Annotated in this window: 22 protein-coding genes; 9 read left to right on the top strand and 13 right to left on the bottom strand. The window is 61.4% G+C overall.

Annotated elements, in window-relative coordinates; translation table 11 throughout:
* Nucleotides 1-69 precede the first annotated feature (69 nt).
* From gltP to WIN67_RS00470, 4 genes are all read right to left on the bottom strand, one after another.
* Nucleotides 70-1,401 (bottom strand): glutamate/aspartate:proton symporter GltP, encoded by a 1,332-nt coding sequence (gene gltP / locus WIN67_RS00485; RefSeq protein WP_102862505.1) that lies wholly within the window; start codon nt 1,399-1,401, stop codon nt 70-72.
* Nucleotides 1,402-2,145: 744 nt separating this feature from the next.
* The gene (locus WIN67_RS00480) at nt 2,146-2,613 is read right to left on the bottom strand and encodes an inhibitor of vertebrate lysozyme family protein (RefSeq protein ID WP_102862504.1); all 468 of its coding nucleotides are present in this window, start codon (nt 2,611-2,613) and stop codon (nt 2,146-2,148) included.
* A 2-nt stretch (nt 2,614-2,615) separates the two neighbouring features.
* Nucleotides 2,616-2,780 carry a DUF1328 domain-containing protein gene (locus WIN67_RS00475; protein WP_003170804.1) on the bottom strand — a complete coding sequence of 55 codons (165 nt, stop codon included), beginning with the start codon at nt 2,778-2,780 and terminating at the stop codon, nt 2,616-2,618.
* 92 nt (nt 2,781-2,872) lie between these two features.
* Nucleotides 2,873-3,157 carry a hypothetical protein gene (locus WIN67_RS00470; RefSeq protein WP_110594114.1) on the bottom strand — a complete coding sequence of 95 codons (285 nt, stop codon included), beginning with the start codon at nt 3,155-3,157 and terminating at the stop codon, nt 2,873-2,875.
* Nucleotides 3,158-3,597: 440 nt separating this feature from the next.
* Here WIN67_RS00470 and algB point away from each other — a divergent pair, with 440 nt between their 5' ends.
* Together algB and WIN67_RS00460 are read left to right on the top strand one after the other, a co-directional pair.
* On the top strand, nt 3,598-4,944 hold the full coding sequence (gene algB, locus WIN67_RS00465) for a sigma-54-dependent response regulator transcription factor AlgB (RefSeq protein ID WP_102881452.1): 1,347 nt from the start codon (nt 3,598-3,600) through the stop codon (nt 4,942-4,944).
* 10 nt (nt 4,945-4,954) lie between these two features.
* Nucleotides 4,955-6,739, top strand: a complete 1,785-nt coding sequence (locus WIN67_RS00460) for a KinB sensor domain-containing domain (RefSeq protein WP_102881451.1) — start codon at nt 4,955-4,957, stop codon at nt 6,737-6,739.
* A gap of 4 nt (nt 6,740-6,743) precedes the next feature.
* Here the strand turns inward: WIN67_RS00460 and WIN67_RS00455 are convergent, their stop codons facing one another.
* The 7 genes from WIN67_RS00455 to WIN67_RS00425 all read right to left on the bottom strand — a co-directional run bounded on the left by WIN67_RS00455 (nt 6,744) and on the right by WIN67_RS00425 (nt 14,188).
* Complete coding sequence (locus tag WIN67_RS00455) at nt 6,744-8,363, bottom strand: EAL domain-containing protein (RefSeq protein ID WP_110652544.1); 1,620 nt, start codon at nt 8,361-8,363, stop codon at nt 6,744-6,746.
* A gap of 76 nt (nt 8,364-8,439) precedes the next feature.
* Nucleotides 8,440-9,219, bottom strand: a complete 780-nt coding sequence (locus tag WIN67_RS00450; protein ID WP_110594116.1) for an N-acetylmuramoyl-L-alanine amidase — start codon at nt 9,217-9,219, stop codon at nt 8,440-8,442.
* 101 nt (nt 9,220-9,320) lie between these two features.
* The gene (locus WIN67_RS00445; protein WP_339070472.1) at nt 9,321-11,534 is read right to left on the bottom strand and encodes a diguanylate cyclase; all 2,214 of its coding nucleotides are present in this window, start codon (nt 11,532-11,534) and stop codon (nt 9,321-9,323) included.
* Complete coding sequence (locus WIN67_RS00440; RefSeq protein ID WP_102862498.1) at nt 11,531-12,409, bottom strand: endonuclease/exonuclease/phosphatase family protein; 879 nt, start codon at nt 12,407-12,409, stop codon at nt 11,531-11,533. Before WIN67_RS00440 ends, WIN67_RS00445 begins: the two co-directional genes overlap by 4 nt.
* 11 nt (nt 12,410-12,420) lie before the next feature.
* The gene (locus WIN67_RS00435) at nt 12,421-13,050 is read right to left on the bottom strand and encodes a thiol:disulfide interchange protein DsbA/DsbL (RefSeq protein ID WP_102862497.1); all 630 of its coding nucleotides are present in this window, start codon (nt 13,048-13,050) and stop codon (nt 12,421-12,423) included.
* A 196-nt stretch (nt 13,051-13,246) separates the two neighbouring features.
* Nucleotides 13,247-13,852, bottom strand: a complete 606-nt coding sequence (locus WIN67_RS00430) for a c-type cytochrome (protein WP_102862496.1) — start codon at nt 13,850-13,852, stop codon at nt 13,247-13,249.
* 45 nt (nt 13,853-13,897) lie between these two features.
* Nucleotides 13,898-14,188: a c-type cytochrome gene (locus WIN67_RS00425; RefSeq protein ID WP_016963939.1), complete on the bottom strand. Its 291-nt coding sequence runs from the start codon at nt 14,186-14,188 to the stop codon at nt 13,898-13,900.
* Between the two features lie 191 nt (nt 14,189-14,379).
* Between WIN67_RS00425 and yihA the strand changes: the two genes are divergently transcribed.
* Entirely contained in the window at nt 14,380-15,021 is a 642-nt protein-coding gene (yihA, locus tag WIN67_RS00420) for a ribosome biogenesis GTP-binding protein YihA/YsxC (RefSeq protein WP_060836883.1), read from the top strand.
* Nucleotides 15,022-15,436: 415 nt separating this feature from the next.
* Here the strand turns inward: yihA and polA are convergent, their stop codons facing one another.
* Complete coding sequence (gene polA / locus WIN67_RS00415) at nt 15,437-18,229, bottom strand: DNA polymerase I (protein ID WP_253084162.1); 2,793 nt, start codon at nt 18,227-18,229, stop codon at nt 15,437-15,439.
* 74 nt (nt 18,230-18,303) lie between these two features.
* Between polA and WIN67_RS00410 the strand changes: the two genes are divergently transcribed.
* Both WIN67_RS00410 and WIN67_RS00405 read left to right on the top strand, forming a co-directional pair.
* Nucleotides 18,304-18,591 carry a DUF2782 domain-containing protein gene (locus WIN67_RS00410; RefSeq protein WP_102862493.1) on the top strand — a complete coding sequence of 96 codons (288 nt, stop codon included), beginning with the start codon at nt 18,304-18,306 and terminating at the stop codon, nt 18,589-18,591.
* Nucleotides 18,592-18,656: 65 nt separating this feature from the next.
* Nucleotides 18,657-19,607, top strand: coding sequence for a homoserine kinase (locus WIN67_RS00405; protein WP_110652534.1), 951 nt, complete (start codon nt 18,657-18,659; stop codon nt 19,605-19,607).
* Between the two features lie 85 nt (nt 19,608-19,692).
* Here WIN67_RS00405 and WIN67_RS00400 read toward each other — a convergent pair whose 3' ends face one another.
* Nucleotides 19,693-20,622 (bottom strand): zinc ABC transporter substrate-binding protein, encoded by a 930-nt coding sequence (locus tag WIN67_RS00400; protein WP_339070471.1) that lies wholly within the window; start codon nt 20,620-20,622, stop codon nt 19,693-19,695.
* 57 nt (nt 20,623-20,679) lie between these two features.
* Between WIN67_RS00400 and zur the strand changes: the two genes are divergently transcribed.
* From zur to WIN67_RS00380, 4 genes are read left to right on the top strand one after another with little or no spacing between them, the layout of a single operon-like run.
* Complete coding sequence (gene zur, locus WIN67_RS00395; protein WP_060836879.1) at nt 20,680-21,162, top strand: zinc uptake transcriptional repressor Zur; 483 nt, start codon at nt 20,680-20,682, stop codon at nt 21,160-21,162.
* Entirely contained in the window at nt 21,162-21,947 is a 786-nt protein-coding gene (gene znuC, locus WIN67_RS00390; protein ID WP_339070470.1) for a zinc ABC transporter ATP-binding protein ZnuC, read from the top strand. Before zur ends, znuC begins: the two co-directional genes overlap by 1 nt.
* Complete coding sequence (znuB, locus tag WIN67_RS00385; protein ID WP_102862489.1) at nt 21,940-22,728, top strand: zinc ABC transporter permease subunit ZnuB; 789 nt, start codon at nt 21,940-21,942, stop codon at nt 22,726-22,728. The genes znuC and znuB overlap by 8 nt, the downstream gene beginning before the upstream one ends.
* Nucleotides 22,729-22,765: 37 nt before the next feature.
* A complete protein-coding gene (locus tag WIN67_RS00380; protein WP_102881442.1) occupies nt 22,766-23,485 on the top strand; it encodes a PA5502 family lipoprotein in 720 nt (239 codons plus the stop codon).
* The last annotated feature ends 11 nt before the right edge of the window (nt 23,486-23,496 follow it).

Here is a 23,496-nt window from a genome sequence, read left to right as displayed (position 1 = left end):
GGCGCGTCTGAGCCGTATAGAGGACTTGAGGGCCTCTGCGTCGGCAAGCCAGTTCCTACACCGAGGCGCTTAGCCTTTGGACGCTTCGCCTGCCGGCAGCTTCTCTTTGCTGCGCCAGTGCGGCAGGGAGTTCCAGTAGCGCTGGCCCTTGGCATCGTCGTACATGCCTTCCCAACGGGCGATGACCAGGACTGCCAGGGCGTTGCCGATGACGTTCAAGGCGGTGCGCGCCATGTCCATCACCCGGTCGACACCGGCGATGAAGGCCAGGCCTTCCAGCGGAATGCCCACGCTGCCCAGGGTGGCCAGCAGCACCACGAAGGACACGCCCGGAACCCCGGCAATGCCTTTGGAGGTGACCATCAGGGTCAGCACCAACAGCAATTGCTGGCTGATGGACAGGTCGATGCCGTACAGCTGGGCAATGAAGATCGCCGCGATGGACTGGTACAGGGTCGAGCCGTCCAGGTTGAAGGAGTAGCCGGTGGGCACCACGAAGCTGCAGATGGCTTTCGGCGCGCCGTAGGCTTCCATCTTCTCGATCACCCGCGGCAGCACGGTTTCCGAGCTGGCGGTGGAGTAGGCCAGCACCAGTTCATCCTTGAAGATGCGCATCAGCTTGAGCACCGAGAAGCCGAACAGGCGGGCGATCAGGCCGAGGATCACGAAGGCGAAGAAGGCGATGGCCACGTACACCAGGATCACCAGCTTGGCCAACGGCAGCAGGGAGGCGAAACCGAAGTTGGCGACGGTCACCGAGATCAGGGCAAACACACCAATCGGCGCGTAGTTCATGATCATGTGGGTGACTTTGAACATGCTTTCCGAGACGCCCTGGAACATCTTCACCAGCGGCTCGCGCAGATCGGACTGCAGGCTCGACAAGCCCAGACCGAACAGCACCGAGAAGAAGATGATCGGCAGCATCTCGCCACGGGCCATGGCCGCGAAGATGTTCGATGGAATCAGGTTGAGAATGGTCTCGATGAACGCATGTTCATGCTGCACTTCGGCGGCGGTGGCCTGGTACTTGGAAATGTCCACGGTACCCAGGGTGCTCATGTCGATGCCCGCGCCCGGATGGAACAGGTTGGCCAGCAGCAGACCCACAACGATGGCGATGGTGGTGACGATTTCGAAGTAGATGATGGTCTTCAGACCGATGCGGCCAAGTTTCTTGGCGTCGCCGACACCGGCAATGCCGACGATCAGCGAGGAGATGACGATCGGGATCACGATCATCTTGATCAAGCGGATAAAGATATCGCCTGCAGGTTGCAGAACGTTGCTGACCCACCAGGCCTTTTCAGCACTGAAATGATTGAGCAGCGCGCCAATTGCAATCCCCAGGACCAGACCGATGAGGATCTGCCAGGCGAGGCTTAATTTTGCCTTCTTCATATCATTACCCTTACTTCAGTTGGACTCGGGCTGATGCGCGAACTGGAACGCTCAATGGCGGAAAAGTTTGTGCATCGGCCCCCGTATAAGGTCATCCCGAACGAGCATTTACGGCTCTCTGCGGGCGAAAAAAGGCGCAACTATTCCGATGCTAGGGGGGCGCGTCTAATGCCGTAAACGCCTACCCTATGCCGAATCGGCATGAGTTTTTACAAACTAAACGGGCGTCCCAACCGGTTCGAATACGACATTTCGGCAGGCAGAAATACCGTGAAACGGCCATTTCAGGCGGCGTGCAGGCTTGTCGGAAGGGTCAGGAAAAGGTCTGAAAAAGTTTAGGATTACTCTGATTCGGGCGTTCGGAAAGGTTGCGCAATTGACGCAAAGTTTCTCGATATACGGTCGCAGAGAAACACCAGGAAACGTTTGACTGGAGTCAAAGGAAGTTTTTTTCCTTGGGGAATCACGAAAAAGACGGACCGATGGCTCTAGGACAAGACTTTGCTCTTCAAGCACGCCGCAAGCTCGTCAAGTCGATGCTCGACCTGGGAGCTTACGCCGCTGCTCTTTCCTGACCCGGCCCTTGCGGAGGCACTCCCTGTACCCCTAGGTCACTCCGATCATCGGTGGATCAGAACGTCCCGACCCCTTGGTCATGCACTCACCCTCCTCGGGTGGTGCAACAGTCGAAAGAGCCAGGGCGGCCCTTTCTTCTAGCTGTTATGCAAAATCGGCAATGCGCGCTCAGTACCAGTTCGGGTCTTTGCGCAACTGCTCCTGAAGCAATGCCCGCATTCCTTCATCGGGTTTGCCGAGAAAGCGGTAGCTCGCGTGACGGGTCGGTGACTTGTCCGCAGGCAAGCCCGCAGGCACCTCCACCAACATCGCGTAGGCATGCTTCTTGTCGAAGCTGAAGGCCACGATCAGGCGCTGGTTCTGACAACTCTGCGCAGTCTCGCAGAGCGGTCCAACTAGGTACTGATCGCCGTCTTCAGTCACTGCGTTCATCTGTTGCTGAGCATCGCCCGACAGGTTCATCACCCATTCAGGCAAGCGCTCTTCCTTGTGCACAACCCCCTGCCAGGTGTCACGAAACTGCGGGTCCGAACCCAGCAGTTGGTTGGTACGTGCCTGGCCATCATTGGCCGCCGACGCCAGGGCGCTGACGCCCAGCAGCAGCGTGGCAGCCAATGTTTTCAACGAAAGACTCATGGTCAGCCTCGACCACGACGGCCAAAGAAGAACGAAGCGATGAACATCACCAGGAACACGACAAAGAGAATCTTGGCGATACCCGTGGCGGTGCCCGCGATACCACCGAAGCCCAGGACCGCAGCGACAATGGCAATGATCAGGAATGTGATTGCCCAGCTCAGCATGATGATTCTCCTTACTCTTCTATTAATAGTGCTCAGGGGTGCTGCCTATGAAGCCGGTCGTGCGCCGCCGAATGCGGCCCAGACCTTGGTGCCTAGAACACCCAGCGTTCCTGACGCGGAGCCTCAAGCACCGGTTGTGCCTGGTCGACGGCCATCAGTTGCACTGGCGTTGCATCGTTGAGCTGACTGCTCACCGAACTGAAATGGGTCTGGGTGAAGTGATGAGCCGGCACGCGCGGGGCGGGTGCCTGGCTATCCTGCCAACGCTGGAACTGCTGTCCGGCGATCAAGGTGACCAGTAACGCCAGGCTGGCAAACAGGCCTTGCTGGAGATGCAGTGGCGCGATACGCAATTGGGCAAGACCTTGGCGATTCATCCTGAAACTCCTCCCACACTGGTGGTGATGTTGTTATGGAAGCCCTGACTTGCGCTTCACGATGAGAGGGATATTGCAGTCTGCATGCCAGCTTTTAATCATATAAATAATTCAATAAAATCAATGACTTAAATCAATTCAAAGACGCCCACTCACACGCATCCTGCACGATCCCCACCGGCCAACCGTGCGAAATGCACGATCGGACCGTTCCGGGTCCATGGCTTTTTGATCAGAGGGGGAACTTTGCCGAGCCGCGGACAGCCTGATACAGACCCACCCAGGGTCTAGCCTTGGCAAAACATTAGGGATTTCAGTCTGTTAGCCATTTCCGGCGGAGATATCTAACCTTCAGGCCGTGGAATGGATCAGAATCAACCTTGCAACTTGCCCGATTTTTCTGGGACTAAATAAGATCATTCATTAAAGGAGCCTGGGAAATGGAGTCAGCGCCGGAGAATCAAGGCCGCATCCTGCTGGTGGATGACGAATCCGCCATCCTCCGCACCTTCCGCTACTGCCTGGAAGACGAGGGCTATACCGTGGCCACCGCCAACAGCGCGGCCCAGGCGGATACGCTGTTGCAACGCCAGGTGTTCGACCTGTGTTTCCTTGACCTGCGCCTGGGGGAAGACAACGGCCTTGATGTGCTGGCCCAGATGCGTACTCAAGCGCCCTGGATGCGGGTGGTGATCGTCACTGCCCACTCCGCCGTGGACACGGCGGTGGACGCAATCCAGGCCGGTGCCGCCGACTACCTGGTCAAACCCTGCAGCCCCGACCAACTGCGCCTGGCTACCGCCAAGCAACTGGAAGTGCGCCAGCTCTCGGCGCGCCTGGAAGCCCTGGAAGGCGAAGTGCGCAAACCCAAGGACGGCCTGGACTCCCACAGTCCGGCGATGAAAGTGGTACTGGAAACCGCCCGCCAGGTGGCCAGCACCGATGCCAATATCCTGATCCTCGGCGAGTCGGGTACCGGCAAGGGCGAACTGGCCCGGGCCATCCACGGCTGGAGCAAACGGGCGAAGAAGTCCTGCGTGACCATCAACTGCCCATCGCTGACCGCCGAGCTGATGGAAAGCGAACTTTTCGGCCACAGCCGCGGCGCTTTTACCGGGGCCAGCGAAAGTACCCTGGGCCGGGTCAACCAGGCCGATGGCGGCACCCTGTTCCTCGACGAGATCGGCGACTTCCCCCTGACCCTGCAGCCCAAGCTGCTGCGTTTTATCCAGGACAAGGAGTACGAGCGCGTCGGCGACCCGGTGACTCGCCGGGCCGACGTGCGCATCCTTGCCGCCACCAACCTCAATCTCGAGGACATGGTGCGCGACGGACGCTTCCGTGAAGACCTGCTGTACCGCCTGAACGTGATCACCCTGCACTTGCCGCCCTTGCGCGAACGCAGCGAAGACATCCTGACCCTGGCCGACCGCTTTCTTGCACGCTTCGTCAAAGAGTATTCGCGACCGGCCCGAGGCTTCAGCGACGACGCCCGGGAAGCCCTGCTCAATTACCGCTGGCCGGGCAACATCCGCGAACTGCGCAACGTGGTGGAGCGGGCAAGCATCATCTGTCCCCAGGAACGGGTTGAAATCAGCCATCTGGGCATGGCCGAACAGCCCACCAACAACGCCCCGCGAATCGGTGCCGCGCTGAGCCTGGACGAACTGGAAAAAGCCCATATCGGCGCAGTCCTGGCCACCAGCGACACCCTGGACCAAGCGGCCAAGACCCTGGGCATCGACGCTTCGACCCTGTACCGCAAGCGCAAACAGTACAACCTGTGAGCATCACCCTATGAAGTTAGCGATGAAACTGCGGACCCGGCTGTTTCTGAGCATCTCGGCCCTGATCACCGTGGCCCTGCTGGGGCTGGTGCTCGGGCTGGTCAGCGTGATGCAGATGGCCAGTACCCAGGAATCGTTGATCCGCAACAACTTCATCACCCTGGATCTGGGGCTCAAGCTGCGCCAGACCCTGGGTGATCAGTTGATCATCATGCTCAGCAACAAGCCCGACTCCGCAGCCCTGGAAGCCTCGCGGCAGCACTACCTGGACCTCCTCGACCAGGGCATCGCCCACGAACAGCAGAACCCGTCCGTGGGTGGTTTCAAGCAGGCCCGCAGCGACTACCTGAGCTTCTACCAGGCCTTCGAACACAGCAACACTGCCGCGAGCCTGAACAACAACGAGGCGCTGACCGAGCGTTTCAATACCTTGCGCAACGGCCTGATCAACGAACACAAGCGGGCCCTGGACAACATCAGCCAGGTGGAACGCCAGGCCCGGGACCGTGCCTTGCTGGTAGCCGGCTTGCTGGGCCTGGTCGGCCTGGCGGTGCTGATCATCGGCTTCATCACCGCCCACGCCATTGCCCGGCGCTTTGGCGGACCGATCGAAGCCCTGGCCAAGGCCGCGGACAAGATCGGCCAAGGCAATTTCGACGTCACCCTGCCGATCTCGGCCGCCGCGGAAATGAACCTGCTGACCCGCCGCTTCGGCATCATGGCCGAAGCCCTGCGCCAGCATCAGGCCACCAATGTCGACGAACTGCTGGCCGGCCAGCAGCGCTTGCAGGCGGTGCTCGACAGCATCGACGACGGCTTGTTGATGATCGACCGCCAAGGCCGCCTGGAGCACCTCAACCCCGTGGCCCAACGGCAGTTGGGCTGGGACCAGGAGCGCCTCGGCCAGGGCCTGGGCAGCGCCCTGCAACGCCCGGAGCTGGATGAACAGCTGCAGCTGGTTCTGCGTGGCGGCAACCTGGAGCGGGCCCCGGAAGACCTGGATATCGAGGTCGATGGCGAATCGCGCCTGCTGACCTACAGCCTGACCCCGGTGAGCCACACCCAGGGCCATATTCTCGGCGCGGTGATGGTGCTTCATGACGTCACCGAACAGCGAGCATTCGAGCGGGTACGCAGCGAGTTCGTATTGCGCGCCTCCCACGAACTGCGAACCCCGGTCACCGGCATGCACATGGCCTTCGGCCTGCTTCAGGAACGCCTGCACTTTGCCGAAGAGTCCCGGGAGACCGACCTGCTCAATACAGTCAACGAAGAAATGCAGCGGCTGATGCAACTGATCAACGACCTGCTGAATTTTTCCCGCTATCAGAATGGCCTGCAGAAACTCACTCTCGCGCCCTGTCCCCTGGAAGAGTTGCTGGAGCAGGCCCAGGGCCGCTTCAACGAACAGGCGCAGCGGCAGGACATCAGCCTGCTGCTGGAGATCCAGGCGCCACTGCCGCGCCTGCACGCCGACCGTCCGCAACTGGAACGGGTCCTGGACAATCTGATCGACAACGCCCTGCGCCATACCGCCAGTGGCGGCCAGATCCGCCTGCAGGCCAGGCGCCATGGCGAACGGGTGATTGTCAGCGTCGAGGACAATGGCGAGGGCATCGCTTACGGTCAGCAGGGTCGGATCTTCGAACCCTTCGTTCAGGTCGGACGCAAGAAAGGCGGCGCCGGGCTCGGACTGGCCCTGTGCAAGGAAATCGTCCAGCTCCACGGTGGACGCATGGGCGTCTACTCAAGGCCGGGGCAGGGCACCCAGTTCTATCTGGCCCTGCCGCTCTAGGGCTTCAGGCTTCATCATCCAGGCGCCGGGGCACCAGACGCCGGCCTCGGGTAATCAGCTCGGTAAACTGCAAGGCACTCAGGGCATGGGCGAACAGCCAACCCTGACCGAAGCTCACCCCCTCGCTGCTGAGCAGCGAAGCCTGGTCCTCGAATTCGATGCCCTCAGCGATCACCGTGAGATTCAAGGCGTGGGCCATGCGAATGATATGGGGCGCCACGCCACTGCTGGCAGCATCGTGACCCAAGGCGTCGATAAAGGCCTTGTCGATCTTCAGGCAATCCACTGGCAGGCTTTGCAGATAGGCCAGGCTGCAGTAGCCGGTGCCGAAGTCATCGATCAGCACCTGATGCCCGACATCCCGCAAGGCCTGCAGGTTGTTGCGCGCCACCACCACGTCGATCAGGCCACGCTCGGTGACCTCGAAGGCGATCTGTCGCGCCGCCACCTTGTGCAAGGCCAGAAGCCGCGCCATGACCTGACCGATGCGCGGCACCATGACATCACAGGCCGCCAGGTTGACCGAGATATACAGCTGGGGATTGGCTCGCAGTACGTGCCCCAGTTGCTCCAGCAGACGCTGCAGGACGAAGTCGGTGATCTGGCGGATCTGCCCAGTGTTTTCCGCCAACGGAATGAACAGATCGGGACTGGTCAGGGTGCCGTCCGGACGCCGCCAGCGCAGTAACGCTTCGGCCCCTACACAGAGCCTGCTGTTGAGGTCGAAGATCGGCTGGTACAGCACCTGCAGCTCACCGCGTCGCAGCGCCCCTTGCAGCTCTGCTCCCAACGACTGGCGCTGCCGCGCCAACTGATACACCAGCCCGCCGATAAACAGCGCCAGCAACAGACTGAACGGTAACAACCACCACCAGCCATCGAGTACTTCCGCCTGCAGGCTGGCCCGGGGCGTGATCAGCACCAACTGGTACTCGGGATTCTGGGTCGGCATGCGATAAATCAGCAGGTCCGGGGTGACCTGCAGCGGCCCCTCGCGACTGGCGCGCCAGGGCTCCACCGGCGGCCAGGAACGGGCCTGACCCAGTACCGGAATCGCCCGGGAGCCATGCTCGACCACCACCATCAGGCTGCCACCGGCCGGCAGGTCCACCACATCGGTCAAGTGCCCACGGGAGGTGGCCACGCGAAAATTGCCCCGCCCCAGCATCAGAGCAGCGAGGTTTTCATTGGGTTGGGTCGAGGTGTTGAGCCAGTAGCTGTAGGTCGGCCCGCGGATATCCGGAGCCCTGGGCGAGGGCAGGAGATTCTGTCGCGGCCAGTTTGAGCACGTCTGGGTGGCATCCATGTAGGCCGCTTCATAAATGAAGCGATAGCTGTAGCTGACCTGCTGCAGGGCTGCGATCAGCTCGGCGTTGCACTCGCGCAGCGGCTGGGCCTCCAGTACATCCAGGCCTTCACGCAGTTGCCCGAACAGTTGCTCCAGGCGCTCCAGAAAACGCTGGCCCTGGGCGTTCATCTGTTGGCTTTCTCGCTGCTGGACCTGATGCATGGCCACTCCGGCACTGCCCAGCAACAACACCGCCGCGCTCAGCACAGCCGCCAGCGTCGCCAGCAACCAGGGGCGATGGAACCAGGTACGCAGGGTCTGGCGAGCAACCGGCATCATGAAAGATCCGAAGGATTACCAATGAGTTATAGCAACTGATTGAGCAATCGGCCCGAACCGTCCGGCGGCGTCATTATTTTGTCTGGTTGAGCACCTGCAGGATGGCTGCGCTTTCGGCGTCCGGGGTGCCGTCGAATCGGCCCGGGCGATAGTGCATCTGGAAAGCCGCCAGCACGTGGCGGGTGGCCACATCCAGTTCGCCAGTCTGCGGCGTGGCATAGCCCAGGACCGCCAACTGTTGCTGGAACCAGCTGATGCTCGGCAGGTTAGCGGCAAAAAATGCCTGCTGGCGGGCCACTGCCTGAGCGTTTGGCCACAGGCCGAGTCCGGCGTCAGCCAGGCGCTTCCAGGGGAACAGCGGGCCCGGATCGAGCTTGCGCGATGGCGCGATGTCGCTGTGGCCAATGATGTGACGCGGGGAGATGTTGTTGCGCTTGCTGATGTCCTTGAGCAGCACGATCAGGTTCTGGATCTGCGCTTCGCTGTAGGGATACCAGAGCCGTCCGTTGGGGCCATCACGAAAGCCCGGGTTGACGATTTCAATGCCGATGGAGCTGGAGTTGAGCCAGGTCCGGCCCTGCCACTGGCTCTCGCCGGCGTGCCAGGCGCGGTATTGCTCGTCCACCAGTTTGTAGATCGTGGCGGACTTGTCGTCGCCGATCAGGTAATGACTGCTGACCTGACCGTGGGTCAGCAGGGCCAGGGAGCGTTCCAGGGATGCCGAGGTGTAATGAACGATGATGAACTGGGCGCGCTGGTCGTAATTGACCGAAGGGTGGCTGGTGTCAATACGCGGACCGCTGGCACAACCGGCGAGGACCAGGAGCGAAAAAGCAAGAGCAAGAAGTTTCATGGCAAAGGGCAGTACGCTGAAGAAAAGAATGCAACAGTGTAACGTACTGCTCCCAACGCCATGGGCAAAACCGAGGTTTCAGACAGGAATCGGCAAGCGTCTCAGCCTGCCTCTACCCGGTTGCGACCCGCATCCTTGGCCCGGTACAACGCCTGATCGGCTCTTTTGATCACCAGATCGCTGCGATCACCGGCCTTGAAGGCACTCAGTCCGACGGACACGGTAATGGTCACTGGCTCGCCCTTGAAGTGGAACGGACACGCCTCGACCGCCGCTCGCAGCGCTTCCACTATCCGCGCGCCCGCTGGCAACGAGGTATTGGGCATCAGCAGGACAAACTCCTCGCCGCCGAAACGCGCGATAAAGTCGCTGCCGCGCAGGCGCTTGCGCAACACGTTGGCGATGATCTTCAACACCTTGTCACCGGCCAGATGACCGTAGTTGTCGTTGATCCGCTTGAAGTGATCGAGGTCGAGCATGGCCAGCAGCAGGCTGTTGCCATGTTGCTGCCATTGACCGACCTCGTGCTCCAGACGCTCGGTCCAGGCGGCGCGGTTGGGCAACCCGGTCAGCGGATCGATCAGAGCCTTTTGCCGCTGTTCTTCCAGGTGCTCACGGTAGCCCTGGGCCTCCTGCTCCATGCTCGAAACCCGCTCTGCCAGGCTTTGCAGACGGGCCGCCACTTCCTTCTCACGCTCATCGCGCTGCTTCTGGTGGTGATCCATGGTGCCCAGCAGGCCTTCCAGATGGCTTTCCAGTACCTGCTTGAGGTCATCCAGGTCTGCCGCCTCCTGCACGCTGCTCTGCAGGCCATCGACCTGCTCACGGATCTGGGTGTCCATGGCCCGTGCCGCCGAGCTGCTGTCGGCGTGGCCATCACTGGCTGCCTGCAGATTGCTCTGGAAAGCCTCGAGGCGCTCGTTGAGCTGTTTAAGGTACGTCTCGAACTCATGCTGGCCCGAATCGGTGATTGCCAGCATCAGTACCGCCAGATCATCGAGGATTGGCAGCAATTCATACCAGTTCAGGCCATGTTGCAGACGATCACGCATGGCTTCGGCCTGAGGCCGATGGCGTTCCGGCAGACTCAGGTCATCGAGCAGTCCCAGCAGGGTGTGTTCGATATGCTTGGCCACCGAGCTGTAGGAGGGCTCAGGAGAGTCCGGCAGGGCGTAGAGCACATCGTGCTCGGATTGCTCTGGATCGATGGCCGCCAAGGCCTCGGCCATGACCGGCGGCAAGGGCAGGCTGTCGAGCAGCACTGCCGGGGAAACCGCGGGAAGCGGCAACAGCTCATCGGGGTTGAGCGGACCGGGCTCGCTCTGAGGTGCGGCGGGTACTTCTGCCGGCGGCTGCAGAGGCGCTACCGGTAAAGCATCGACTGCGACAGAGGCCAGAGGCGCGACCTCGGCTGCAGCCGGAGCCGGAGCCGGAGCTTCGATCGCGACCTGGGGCGCTGGCTCAAGGGGTGCTTCCTGTGCCAGGACTGGTGGCACGAATGCCACCACCGACGACGGGGGAGGTACGCTGGCCGTTTCGGGCTCAATCTTGGCAGGGGCCTCGGAAACGGGCTGCGCAGCGGGTGTTGCCTCGGGCTTGGCCGGTGTCACGGCGACAGGTGCCGGAGGGACCTCAGCGACTTCCGGCAAATCCGTGGCCGGGGTCTGATAATGCTCGCGAACCACTTCGTCCGCTTCGCCAGCCTCTTCAACCTGGGGACGGGAGTCCACAGCAGGGACAGGAGCAGGCGCCGCTGGCGTAACCGCCTCAGCCTGGGGAGCATCGGCGGTGTCACGGCCCCCGAACAGGCGCTGCAGCAGACTCGGGCGATCTGGTTCGGCGGGAGTTTCCAGCTGGCTCAGGGCCTTGCCCTGAAGATTGCTCAGCTCCCCCAGCAGCAAGGGGATCTCTCGCGCCTGACTGACCCGGCCATCCAGTTGCTTGGCGAAGGCCTTCAACGGGCGGCTGACGTCCCGGGGCAGGGGCAGGGACTGCAACTGGGTAACCAGGGCCGTCAAGGCACTGCTCATCTGGTTGACCCGGGTTTCACGCCGCTGCTCGGAGTCCAGCACGGCTTTTTCCAGACGGGGCAGCAGCGCTGCAAGCCCAGCATCCATGTCGTCGGTGCGCACAACCTCGCGCATCTCCTTCATGCACTGGTCGACCGCACGATCGGTACCCTCCGCCGCCAGGGTGCTACGCACCAGGCCACGACGTAGCAAGTCCAGTCGAGCGGCCCATCGGCGCTCAAGCTTTTCCTGCTGCTCGATACTTTTGAGGTATTTCTCTTTCCAGCGTTGGGCGTCGTCGCTCATTCATCGGTTCCGCGAGGTGCAGGACTCAACGCGGGCAATGCATCGGCCGTGAGCGAACCCGGCAGACGAATCTCTACCGCGACCGGCAGGTGATCGGATATGGGTTGGGCCAGGACTTCGACTCGCTCCAGGGTCAGGCTGGGGCTGAGGAGGATATGGTCCAGGCAGCGTTGCGGACGCCAGCTGGGGAAGGTCGCCTGCAGTTGCGGCGCCAACAGGCTGAGGTCACGTAAAGGGGAGTGCTCCAGCAGATCGCTGGCGTGGGTGTTCATGTCTCCCATCAGCACTTGATGCTTGTAGCCACCAATCAACTCGCGGATGTACGCCAGTTGCCGGGTTCGAGCCCGGGCGCCGAGGGCCAGGTGCATCATCACCACCACCAGCGCCTCGGGGCCTTCGCCAAATCGCACAAGGATCGCGCCGCGCCCCTTGGGGCCGGGCAGTGGATGGTCTTCGATGGCCCAGGGGCGCAAGCGACTGAGCACACCGTTGCTGTGCTGAGCCAGGCGTCCCAGGTTGCGATTGAGCTGTTGGTACCAGTAAGGGAAGGCACCCAGTTGGGCCAGGTGCTCCACCTGATTGACGTAGCCTGAACGCAGGCTGCCACCATCGACTTCCTGCAGGGCTACCAGATCGAAGTCCCCCAGCAGATTGCCGATCTTCTGCAGGTTGTCCGCACGTCCGTTATGGGGCAACAGGTGCTGCCAGCCACGGGTCAGGTAATGGCGATAACGCTCGGTGCTGATACCGACCTGAATATTGAAACTGAGCAAACGCAGGCGACTGTCCGCCGGCAGCCCGGTCGACGCCAAATGGTGCTCGTTGACCTGCGGATCATGCAGGCCAACGATGCGTTCAGAGCCCCAGCGCGGCATGGCGGCGGCGCTTACTTGGCTGCGCGCTCTTTGGCAATCAACTGGTCGGCGACGCTCAGCGCACCTTCAGGACCACCGGCGGAGCCCAGGTCGAAACGGTACTTGCCGTTGACCACCATGGTCGGTACGCCAGTGATCTGGTAGGCCTGAGCCTTCTTCTTGGCGTCTTCGACCTTGCCTTTGACGGCGAAGGAGTTGTAGGTGCTCAGGAACTTGTCCTTGTCGACGCCTTCGGCTACCAGGAATTCGGCCATCTCCTCTGGAGTGGCGAGTTTCTTGCCGCTATGGATGGCTTCGAACACGGCCTTGTGAACCTTGTGCTCGACGCCCATGGCTTCCAGGGTGATGAACAGTTGGCCATGAACGTTCCAGATACCGCCGAACATCGCCGGGATACGCACAAAGTTGACATCGCTAGGGAGTTTTTCAACCCAGGGATTGATGGTCGGCTCAAAGGCGTAGCAGTGCGGGCAGCCATACCAGAACAGCTCTACCACCTCGATCTTGCCAGGCACGGCAACCGGAACGGCGCTGCTCAACTCGACATATGTTTTACCGGCTTCAAGCGGCTCGGCGGCTTGAGCGGTCACGCCAAACAGGCTGGCGGTGACGAGAGCGGCGCTGAGAATCAGATTACGCATGCTTTACTCCTGGACAATTTTGGCGCCTCGCGCGACCTGAATTCAGACAGATCATGGCGGGCTTGAGTTCGCTAGTGTAGCGGCAGACGCCATAAAAAAGGGCGGCCTGAGCCACCCTTTATGCTTGCACCGTCAGATTAATCGATCATTAACGTTGCCGCGGCTCAACACCCTCGGCAACTTGATCGAGCAGGCCTTAGTGCAGGCCCTGAATATAGCTGGACACCGCCTCGATGTCTTTGTTGCTCAACTTGGCCGCGATGCTGCGCATGACCATGGTATCGCCGTCATTGGTGCGGTTGCCTTCGCGGAAGTCGGTCAGCTGCTTGGCCACATATTGTGCGTGCTGCCCACCCAGGTGAGGGAAGCCGGCCGCTGCGTTACCCGCGCCATTTGGCGCATGGCAGCCGGTGCAGGCAGGCATGCCTTGATCCAGCTTGCCGCCCCGGAAGAGCTCTTCACCACGGGCCACGACTTTAGGATCAGCGGCGCCGACGCTGCCTTTCTGGCTGGCGAAGTAGGCGGCGATGTCAGCCAGGTCCTGATCGTTCAGATTGGTCAGCATACCGGTCATTTCCAGCACTTGCCGCTTGCCGGACTTGATGTCGTGCAGCTGCTTCTCCAGGTACTTTTCCCCCTGACCCGCCAGCTTGGGAAAGTTTGGCGCCATGCTGTTCCCATCAGGGCCGTGGCAAGCGCCACATACTGCGGTTTTCGCCTGACCGGCAGCAGCGTCGCCTGCGGCATGGGCGACACCTGTGATGCCCAAGGTCAACAGCAGACTCACGAGTAATTTGTTCATCAGCTAATCCAACTACGGCTAAGGGTTAAGAGTTATGGACCGGAATCACTCGCTCATCCAATGGATGATGGCTCGGTAATCCTCGGCACTGCAGTCCATGCACAAACCACGCGGCGGCATCGCCTTGAAACCCTGGGTCACGTGTTGCACCAGCGTCTCCATACCTTGCGCCAACCTCGGCGCCCAAGCTTCCTGGTCGCCCTTGCGGGGCGCCGTGGGTAGTTGGCCGGAATGACAAGCCCCACAAACACGGTTGTACACAGCTTCCGGATCCTGTGTAGCCTGAGCGCTGTAAAGCGGCATCAAGACACCGGCAGCTAGCAGCCATTTCGTCATAAAACGACCTTTTCAGGGTTGAGAGCGTGCTGCGTTCTAATGCGCATTCAAGGTTTATCGCTCTCGTGAACTTCATCCTACGCTGGGACAAAGCGCACACAAAATCTGCGGCATTATATACTGGCGTTACTGAAACGGAAACGACACCGCTCGCCGCGTCCACTCTCGGCATCGCCCCTATCGGAAATCCCATGCAACTCAAGAACCCCATCCTCGGTCTGTGCCAACAGGCTACGTTCATGCTCAGCGCCGCCAAAGTCGATCAATGTCCTGACGATGACGGCTTTGAAGTGGCCTTTGCCGGGCGCTCCAACGCCGGTAAATCCAGCGCCCTGAACACCCTGACCCACGCCAGCCTGGCACGCACCTCGAAAACCCCGGGTCGCACGCAGTTGTTGAACTTCTTCAAACTAGACGACGATCGCCGTCTGGTCGACCTGCCGGGCTACGGTTACGCCAAAGTACCGATCCCGCTGAAGCAGCACTGGCAGCGCCACTTGGAAGCTTACCTGGGCAGCCGCGAGAGCCTTAAGGGCTTGATCCTGATGATGGATATCCGTCATCCCATGACCGACTTCGACCTGTTGATGCTGGACTGGGCGGTCGCCAGCGGCATGCCGATGCACATCCTGCTGACCAAGGCCGACAAACTGACCTATGGCGCAGCCAAGAACACCCTGCTCAAGGTGCAGTCGCAGATCCGCAAGGGCTGGGGCGAAGCGGTCACCATCCAACTGTTCTCGGCCCCCAAGCGCATGGGCCTGGAAGAGGCCTACACCGTGCTGGCAGGCTGGATGGAACTGGCCGACAAAGGCGCCGAAACCGAGGCCTGAGAGCCGTCGGGAAAACTGTCTGGGGGATGATCAGGCAAGGCAAAAGCGCGGTGCGAAAGCGGAGTTTACTGGCTGTAAATGAGCATTTCGCGCCGCGCTTTTAACGCAGCATGATCATTTCCCAGGCAGTTTTCAGGCAAAAAAAACCCCGGACTTCGTATGGGGAGGGGGAAGTTCGGGGTTCAAGTTCTAGACCGCTAGGGCGGGGTCCAGATATCTGCCAACACTTAACACAACATAGGAGCATCGAAGGGCTTCACCAGCCATTCAGTAACTCTGAGTGAGCTTTCACCGATTTAGTTCCGGCGGATTGCAAAAACTATTGGCAATAAACGATGAAATTTTCCGTGCTAATAGCCCCTGGCCAGCTTTTACCGCGACACTATGCCGCGGCAAAAACCGCTTAAAAGAGCCCTTAGTGGGCCTCATCCCAGTTATTTCCCACGCCGACTTCAACCAATAACGGCACATCCAGGGTTGCGGCACCGCTCATGTAGCCGCGAATCTCATCACGTACTTGATCCACCAGGTCCTCACGCACCTCCAGCACCAGTTCGTCGTGTACTTGCAGAATGACCCGGGCATCCAGCCCCGAGGACTCCAGCCAGTTGTCCACCGCCACCATGGCCTTCTTGATGATATCCGCCGCCGTGCCCTGCATCGGCGCGTTGATCGCGGTGCGCTCGGCCCCGGCACGCTCCTGCGGCTTGTTGGAGTTGATCTCCGGCAGGTACAGCCGGCGACCGAAGATAGTCTCTACGTACCCTTGGTCCGCCGCCTGGGCACGGGTACGGTCCATATACTCGCGAACCCCCGGATAGCGGGCGAAATAGGTATCGATGTAGGCCTTGGCCTGCTTGGTATCGACGCCGATATCCTTGCCCAGCTTCTGCGCGCCCATGCCATAGATCAGACCAAAGTTGATGGCCTTGGCACTGCGACGCTGATCGGACGTAACGTCCTTGAGTTCCACCTTGAACACTTCGGCAGCCGTAGCGGTGTGCACATCCAGGTTGTTGCGGAAGGCATTGAGCAGGCCTTCGTCCCGGGACAAGTGCGCCATGATCCGCAACTCGATCTGCGAATAGTCCGCCGCCAGCAGCTTATAGCCGGCCGGGGCGATAAAGGCCTGGCGAATACGCCGACCTTCCGCGGTGCGCACCGGAATGTTCTGCAGGTTCGGATCACTGGAGGACAGACGCCCGGTAGACGCCACAGCCTGATGATAGGAAGTGTGGATACGCCCCGTGCGCGGGTTGATCTGCTCAGGCAGGCGATCGGTGTAGGTGCTTTTCAGCTTGCTCATGGAGCGGTACTGCATCAACACCCGGGGCAGCGGATAGTCGTCTTCGGCGAGCTTGGCCAACACCTCTTCAGCCGTAGAAGGCTGGCCCTTGGCGGTCTTCTTCAGCACCGGCAGGCCGAGTTTGTCGTAGAGAATCGTCCCCAGTTGCTTGGGCGAGCCCAGGTTGAACTCCTCACCCGCGATCTCGAAAGCCTCGCGCTCAAGGGCAACCATCTTGTCCCCCAGCTCGATGCTCTGAATCCCCAGCAGCTTGTCGTCCACCAGAGCGCCCTGACGCTCGATACGCGCCAGGACCGGCACCAGCGGCATCTCGATATCGGTCAATACGCTGGCCAGGCTCGGAATGGCTGTCAGCTTCTCGAACAGCACCTGGTGCAGACGCAAGGTCACATCGGCATCTTCAGCAGCATACGGCCCCGCCTGCTCAAGGGGGATCTGATCGAAAGTCAGCTGTTTGGCGCCCTTGCCGGCGATATCCTGGAAGCTCACGGTGCTGTGGTCCAGGTACTTCTGCGCCAGGCTGTCCATGTCATGGCGAGTGGCGGTGGAGTTGAGCACGTAGGATTCGAGCATGGTGTCGAAGGCAATGCCGCGCACGGTGATGCCGTTGGCCTGATCGCCACCTATGGCGCAATTGGCCAGGATATTCATGTCGAACTTGGCGTGCTGACCGACCTTGAGCAGCTTGGGGTCTTCCAGCAACGGCTTCAAAGCCAGCAGCACAGTGTCGCGATCCAGCTGCTCCGGAACGCCCATATAGGAGTGGGTCAACGGAACGTAGGCCGCTTCCCCGGCCTTGACCGAGAAGGACAGCCCCACCAGTTGCGCCTGTTGTGCATCGATACCGGTGGTCTCGGTATCGAACGCAATCAGCTTGGCGTTTTTCAGCTTCTCCAGCCAGACCGCAAAACGCTCCTGGTCGAGGATGGTTTCGTACTGCAACTCAAGTGGCGCCTGCTCCGCCGCTGCCGGTTGCTCTGCCACCGCCTCAGGCGCATCGGCAGAGCTGAGCTCGACGCGCTTGGCGTCACGCTGCAAATCATCGAGCCAGCTCTTGAATTCCAGCAGGCTGTAGAGCTCCGCCAGTTTCTCGCGGTCGGGCTCGCGCAAGTGCAGGTCATCCAGCCCCACATCCAGGGCAACGTCTACCTTGATGGTCGCCAACTGATAGGAGAGAAAGGCCATCTCCTTGTGCTCTTCCAGCTTGGCCGGCAAGGTCTTGGCGCCGCGAATCGGCAGGGTCGGCACGATATCAAGCTGCTCGTAGAGCTCCTTCAGGCCGCCATTGACCCCGACCAGCAAACCGGAAGCCGTCTTCGGACCAATACCCGGTACGCCCGGAATGTTGTCGGAAGAATCGCCCATCAGTGCCAGGTAATCGATGATCTGCTCGGGAGCGACGCCGAATTTCTCCTTCACGCCTTCCACATCCATGCTGCTACCGGACATGGTGTTGACCAAGGTAATGTGCCCGTCGACCAACTGGGCCATGTCCTTGTCACCGGTGGAAATCACCACCGGGCGATCCGCCGCCGCGCTGCTGCGGGCCAGGGTGCCGATCACGTCATCGGCCTCGACCCCTTCCACGCACAGCAGCGGGAAGCCCAGGGCGATCACGCTGGCGTGCAGCGGCTCGATCTGCACCCGCATGTCATCGGGCATGCTCGGGCGGTTGGCCTTGTATTGGGCGTACATGTCATCGCGGAAGGTCCCGCCCTTGGCATCGAACACTACCGCGAACGGGCTGTCCGGGTACTGCTTGCGCAGGCTCTTGAGCATGTTCAGCACGCCCTTGACCGCGCCGGTAGGCAGGCCTTTGGAGGTGGTCAGAGGTGGCAACGCGTGAAACGCGCGGTACAGATATGAAGAACCGTCCACCAGGACGAGGGGGGCTTGGCTCATGAGCAGGATCAACCTTTTCGGCGGGTCCGGCGCTAGAATAGCGGGACCGTTGACGACAAAGGGACAAGGTTATCATGCGCACACTAAATCGCTTGCTGCTGGCCGGCTTGATTGCAATCGCTCCAATGGCCGTGATCGCCGCAGAAGATGCGCCGTCAGCGGACCCGGAAGTGACCATTCGCACGGAAGGCGACAAGACCATCCAGGAATACCGGCAAAATGGCTTTCTGTACGCCATCAAAGTCACGCCCAAGGGCGGTAAACCCTACTTCCTGGTGCGCGCCGATGGCTCCGACGGCAACTTCATCCGTTCGGATCAGCCGGATATGCTGATCCCTTCGTGGAAAATCTTTGAGTGGTAAACCACTCCGACTTCAACTCATTGGCGCTGGCTCGATAGTGGCGCCCGTACTGGCAGTTTTTAACCATGTCTGTGTTCACCCCCCTGGCTCGGCCCGAGCTGGAAACCTTTCTCGCCCCTTATGGGCTCGGCCGCCTGCTTGACTTCCAGGGGATCGCCGCTGGTAGCGAAAACACCAACTTCTTCATCAGCCTGGAGCAGGGCGAGTTCGTCCTGACCCTGGTGGAGCGCGGCCCGGTCCAGGAAATGCCGTTCTTCATCGAACTGCTGGACGTGCTGCACCAGGCCGACCTGCCGGTGCCTTATGCACTGCGCACCACAGACGGCGTGGCCCTGCGGGAATTGGCTGGCAAACCGGCGTTGCTGCAACCGCGCCTGGCGGGCAAGCACATCAAGGAAGCCAACGCCCAGCACTGTGCCCAGGTGGGTGAGTTGCTCGGGCATCTGCACGTGGCGACCAAGGACAACATGATCAAACGCAAGACTGATCGTGGCCTGGACTGGATGCAGGAGGAGGGCACCCAGCTGTTGTCGCACCTCGATGCTCCCGCTCAAGACCTGCTGCAACGAGCGCTGGATGAAATCACCGAACAGAAGACCGGGATCCTTGCCTTGCCTCGGGCCAACATCCACGCCGATCTGTTTCGCGACAACGCGATGTTCGAAGGCACCCACCTGACCGGCCTGATCGACTTCTACAACGCTTGCTCGGGGCCGATGCTCTACGACGTGGCCATTGCCTTGAACGACTGGTGTTCCGACGCCGAAGGCGTGATCGACGGACCACGGGCCCGGGCGCTGTTGGGCGCCTATGCGGCGCTGCGACCATTCACTGCGGCCGAGGCCGAACTCTGGCCGACCATGCTGCGGGTGGCCTGCGTACGCTTCTGGCTGTCACGACTGATTGCCGCCGAGAGTTTCGCCGGGCAGGACGTACTGATTCACGATCCAATGGAGTTCCAGCAGCGCCTGGCACAGCGGCAACAGGTCAGCCTCACGCTGCCCTTCGCCCTGTAAAACGCTTCGCGGGCCAGCCCGCTCCTACAGGTGCACTCTGTAGGAGCGGGCTGGCCCGCGAAAGTCATCCCGCAACAATCCCTGCTTAAAGCTGCTCCAGACAGCCCGCCAGATCGTTCCCCAATTTCTCCAGCACCTGCTCATAGCCCTGAGCGGTCGCGGGCGTATAACCACCCAGCGCATCCAGCTCCGCCAGCTTCACCGGCAAGCCGGCCACCAACGTCTCGGCCAACCGCGGACGCAGAGGCGGCTCGCTGAACACACAGGTCTTGCCCACCTGCTGCAAGCGCGCGCGCATGGCCGCCACGTGCTGCGCACCCGGCTGCACTTCCGCAGCAACGCTGAACACCCCGGCGTGCTTGAGGCCATAAGCGTCCTCGAAGTAATCGAATGCCTCATGGAACACGAAGTAGGGCTTGCCGGCGATCCCCGCCAGACGAGCCTTCAAACGAGTATCCAGGGCATCCAGACGCTCATTGAATGCTCTCAGGTTGCTCTGGTAACGGGCAGCGTTGGCCGGGTCGGCAGCGCTCAAGTCCGCAGCGATGCGCGTCGCGATCACCCGGGCATTTATCGGCGACAGCCACAGGTGGGCATCCAGGGTTCCCGGGCGATGATCGTGATCGTGTTCGTCGGCTTCTTCGGCATGCGAGTGGCTATCTTCGGCGAAATGGCGAAGCTTCATGCCCGGCAGATCCTGCACCGCCACCGAGGGCAGGCTGCGCCCCTTAAGGACCCGCGGCAGAAAACCCTCCATGTCCGGGCCGATCCAGTACAGCAGGTCCACACTCTGCACCTTGCGTACGTCCGACGGACGCAGCGCATAGTTGTGCGGCGATGCACCCGGCGGCAGCAGCACCTCGGGAACCGCAACGCCGTCCTGCACCGCCGCCGCGATCAGTTGCAGCGGCTTGATGCTGGTGAGTACCCGGACTTCGGCCTGGGCCGAGCCGATCGCGAACAAGCTGAAGGTAAAAGCGACAAAAAGGCGAAAAAGTGTGGGCACGATGGACACTCGAAGAGGCGAGAACGGGTAACATAATAACGTCTCTCACAAACCTCGTCGCCGCTCATGCCTAAAACACCCCTTGCCAGCCGTCCACACGACCACTCTCACTGCGTACACAGCGCACTGTCTGAGGCCGACGCCCTGTGCGCACGGCAAGGCCTGCGCCTGACCGCCCTGCGTCGGCGGGTACTGGAGTTGGTGTGGCAAAGCCACAAGCCCCTGGGGGCTTACGACATTCTCGCCGTACTCAGCGAGCAGGACGGTCGTCGCGCCGCCCCGCCAACGGTTTACCGGGCCCTGGATTTCCTCCTGGAAAACGGCCTGGTACACCGCATCGCCTCGCTTAACGCCTTCGTCGGCTGCAACCACCCGGAACACGCGCACCAGGGTCAGTTCCTGATCTGTCGCGAATGCCACGCCGCCATCGAGCTCGAACAGAAATCCATCAGCGACGCCATCATCACCAGCGCCCGCGACGTCGGCTTCGTGGTCGAGGGCCAGACTGTCGAAGTGGTCGGACTCTGCTCGGGCTGCCAGGGGGCTTGATGAGCACTGCGTTGATCCGCCTCGAGCAGGTCGGGGTGACCTTTGCCGGGCAGAACGTCCTGGACAACATCCAGCTCAGCGTCGAGCCCGGGCAGATCGTGACCCTCATCGGCCCCAACGGCGCCGGCAAGACCACCTTGGTGCGCGCCGTGCTGGGCCTGCTCAAGCCCGACAGCGGCAGCGTCTGGCGCAAGCCCAAGCTGCGGGTCGGCTACATGCCGCAAAAGCTCCATGTCGACCCGACCCTGCCCCTGTCGGTGCTGCGCTTTCTGCGCCTGGTGCCGGGCGTGGATCGCAGCCGAGCCTTGGCAGCCCTCAAGGAAGTTGGCGCCGAGCAGGTGATCGACAGCCCGGTGCAAAGCATTTCCGGCGGCGAAATGCAGCGCGTGCTGCTGGCCCGGGCATTGCTGCGCGAGCCTGAACTGCTGGTACTCGACGAGCCGGTACAAGGCGTTGACGTCGCCGGCCAAGCCGAGCTCTACAGCCTGATCACCCGCCTGCGGGACCGGCATGGCTGCGGCGTGCTGATGGTCTCCCATGACTTGCATCTGGTAATGAGCACCACCGACCAGGTGGTCTGCCTGAACCGCCACGTCTGCTGCTCCGGCCACCCCGAACAGGTCAGCGGCGATCCCGCCTACGTCGAGCTGTTTGGCAAGAACGCACCAAGCCTGGCGATCTACCACCACCATCACGATCACGCCCATGACCTGCATGGCTCGGTGGTCACCCAGCCCGCCTCGGGCCACCCCCATGTCCACGGAGAAAACTGCAAGCATGGCTGATTTTCTGCTCTACGCCCTGCTCGCAGGTTTGGCCCTGGCGGTGGTTGCCGGCCCCTTGGGGTCCTTCGTGGTCTGGCGGCGCATGGCTTACTTTGGCGACACCCTGTCCCATGCTGCGCTCCTGGGAGTCGCCCTGGGTTTCCTGCTGGATGTCAGCCCCGCCGTGGCCGTCACCGTAGGTTGCCTGTTGCTGGCGGTGCTGCTGGTGACCCTGCAACAACGCCAGCCTCTGGCATCCGACACGCTGCTGGGGATTCTTGCTCCCAGCACCCTGTCCCTGGGCCTGGTGGTACTAAGCTTCATGCATGAAGTGCGAATCGACCTGATGGCCTACCTGTTCGGTGACCTGCTGGCGATCAGCCCGGGCGATCTGGCGTGGATTCTCGGCGGCAGCGCAGCGGTGCTGTTGCTGCTGGTGGCACTGTGGCGGCCCCTGCTGGCAATCACCGTGCACGAGGAGTTGGCCAAGGTCGAAGGCCTGCCCGTGGCTTCGCTGCGCCTGGCGCTGATGCTGTTGATTGCCGTGGTGATTGCGGTAGCGATGAAGATTGTCGGGGTATTGCTGATTACCTCGTTGCTGATCATCCCGGCCGCTGCGGCACAGCGTCACGCCCGTTCGCCGGAGCAGATGGCCCTGGGCGCAAGCCTGCTGGGCATGCTCGCGGTGTGCGGCGGGCTGGCGCTGTCCTGGTTCAAGGACACCCCGGCCGGGCCGTCGATCGTGGTCACGGCCGCCGCATTGTTTCTGCTGAGTTTTGTTCTGCCCCGTCGAGGGGTGTAGACTTGCTCGCTTTTTGCGCAATTAGAGAGTCGCAGGAATGAAGCCGTTCGCCTCCCGTTATCTGCTCCTTGTCGCATTCTCCCTGCTGCTGGGGGCCTGCCAAAGCACGCCACCGGCGACCACCCAGGTCCCCGATGCGCGGGCCTCGGCCATCGCGCAGTTGGAACAAAACATTGCCAGCAGTGAGCTGGCCACCGCTGAAGACCAACTCAGTGCACTGCAGGCACAAACGCCTGACGACCCACAGTTGGTGCAATACCAGCGGCAGATTGCCGAAGCCTATCTGCAGCGCAGCCAGATCGTCCTGCAAAAGGGCGATGTGAATGCCGCGGCCACAGCCCTGAGTCGGGCTCGGGCGCTGATGCCCAAGGCCCCGGCGCTGACCGGTGGGGTCAACAACGCCATTGCCCATGCACGCAAGGCCGAGCTGGACCAGGCCGAAGCCGCCTTGAAGGCTGCCGAAGCGCGCCCAGCGGCCAAGCTGATCGATCCTGCGGCCCAGAGCACCACCATCGCCTTGAACGTCACCGATATCCGCAAGCTGCGTCATCAGCTCGATGCGCTGGCCACCGATGTGGTGAATTATCAGTGCGACGTGAGCATCCAGGTGCCGCGCACCGAGGATTATCCCTGGCTGTCGACCTTGCTCGGCAAGCGGGTGAAGAAGCTCGACCCGGACTTTGAACAGAAGATCAGCCGGCAGATCGTGCGCCATGTACCGGCGCAGATGGTCTTGAGCCCGCGCAAGGCGCAGTAAAGCCCTCGCCG

This window comes from Pseudomonas idahonensis (assembly GCF_037903935.1).
GTDB lineage: Bacteria > Pseudomonadota > Gammaproteobacteria > Pseudomonadales > Pseudomonadaceae > Aquipseudomonas > Aquipseudomonas danubii.
This window is presented reverse-complemented; position numbering and strand designations above follow the sequence as displayed.

Excerpts from the sequence above, each read along its gene's own strand:
- WIN67_RS00430 (WP_102862496.1), bottom strand. The coding sequence starts at position 13,852 with ATGAACAAATTACTCGTGAGTCTGCTGTTGACCTTGGGCATCACAGGT.
- WIN67_RS00460 (WP_102881451.1), top strand. The coding sequence starts at position 4,955 with ATGAAGTTAGCGATGAAACTGCGGACCCGGCTGTTTCTGAGCATCTCG.
- zur (WP_060836879.1), top strand. The coding sequence starts at position 20,680 with ATGCCTAAAACACCCCTTGCCAGCCGTCCACACGACCACTCTCACTGC.
- WIN67_RS00405 (WP_110652534.1), top strand. The coding sequence starts at position 18,657 with ATGTCTGTGTTCACCCCCCTGGCTCGGCCCGAGCTGGAAACCTTTCTC.
- znuC (WP_339070470.1), top strand. The coding sequence starts at position 21,162 with ATGAGCACTGCGTTGATCCGCCTCGAGCAGGTCGGGGTGACCTTTGCC.
- WIN67_RS00380 (WP_102881442.1), top strand. The coding sequence starts at position 22,766 with ATGAAGCCGTTCGCCTCCCGTTATCTGCTCCTTGTCGCATTCTCCCTG.
- gltP (WP_102862505.1), bottom strand. The coding sequence starts at position 1,401 with ATGAAGAAGGCAAAATTAAGCCTCGCCTGGCAGATCCTCATCGGTCTG.
- WIN67_RS00475 (WP_003170804.1), bottom strand. The coding sequence starts at position 2,780 with ATGCTGAGCTGGGCAATCACATTCCTGATCATTGCCATTGTCGCTGCG.
- WIN67_RS00455 (WP_110652544.1), bottom strand. The coding sequence starts at position 8,363 with ATGCCGGTTGCTCGCCAGACCCTGCGTACCTGGTTCCATCGCCCCTGG.
- yihA (WP_060836883.1), top strand. The coding sequence starts at position 14,380 with ATGCAACTCAAGAACCCCATCCTCGGTCTGTGCCAACAGGCTACGTTC.
- WIN67_RS00410 (WP_102862493.1), top strand. The coding sequence starts at position 18,304 with ATGCGCACACTAAATCGCTTGCTGCTGGCCGGCTTGATTGCAATCGCT.
- WIN67_RS00470 (WP_110594114.1), bottom strand. The coding sequence starts at position 3,157 with ATGAATCGCCAAGGTCTTGCCCAATTGCGTATCGCGCCACTGCATCTC.
- WIN67_RS00480 (WP_102862504.1), bottom strand. The coding sequence starts at position 2,613 with ATGAGTCTTTCGTTGAAAACATTGGCTGCCACGCTGCTGCTGGGCGTC.
- WIN67_RS00440 (WP_102862498.1), bottom strand. The coding sequence starts at position 12,409 with ATGCCGCGCTGGGGCTCTGAACGCATCGTTGGCCTGCATGATCCGCAG.
- znuB (WP_102862489.1), top strand. The coding sequence starts at position 21,940 with ATGGCTGATTTTCTGCTCTACGCCCTGCTCGCAGGTTTGGCCCTGGCG.
- WIN67_RS00435 (WP_102862497.1), bottom strand. The coding sequence starts at position 13,050 with ATGCGTAATCTGATTCTCAGCGCCGCTCTCGTCACCGCCAGCCTGTTT.
- polA (WP_253084162.1), bottom strand. The coding sequence starts at position 18,229 with ATGAGCCAAGCCCCCCTCGTCCTGGTGGACGGTTCTTCATATCTGTAC.
- WIN67_RS00450 (WP_110594116.1), bottom strand. The coding sequence starts at position 9,219 with ATGAAACTTCTTGCTCTTGCTTTTTCGCTCCTGGTCCTCGCCGGTTGT.
- algB (WP_102881452.1), top strand. The coding sequence starts at position 3,598 with ATGGAGTCAGCGCCGGAGAATCAAGGCCGCATCCTGCTGGTGGATGAC.
- WIN67_RS00445 (WP_339070472.1), bottom strand. The coding sequence starts at position 11,534 with ATGAGCGACGACGCCCAACGCTGGAAAGAGAAATACCTCAAAAGTATC.
- WIN67_RS00425 (WP_016963939.1), bottom strand. The coding sequence starts at position 14,188 with ATGACGAAATGGCTGCTAGCTGCCGGTGTCTTGATGCCGCTTTACAGC.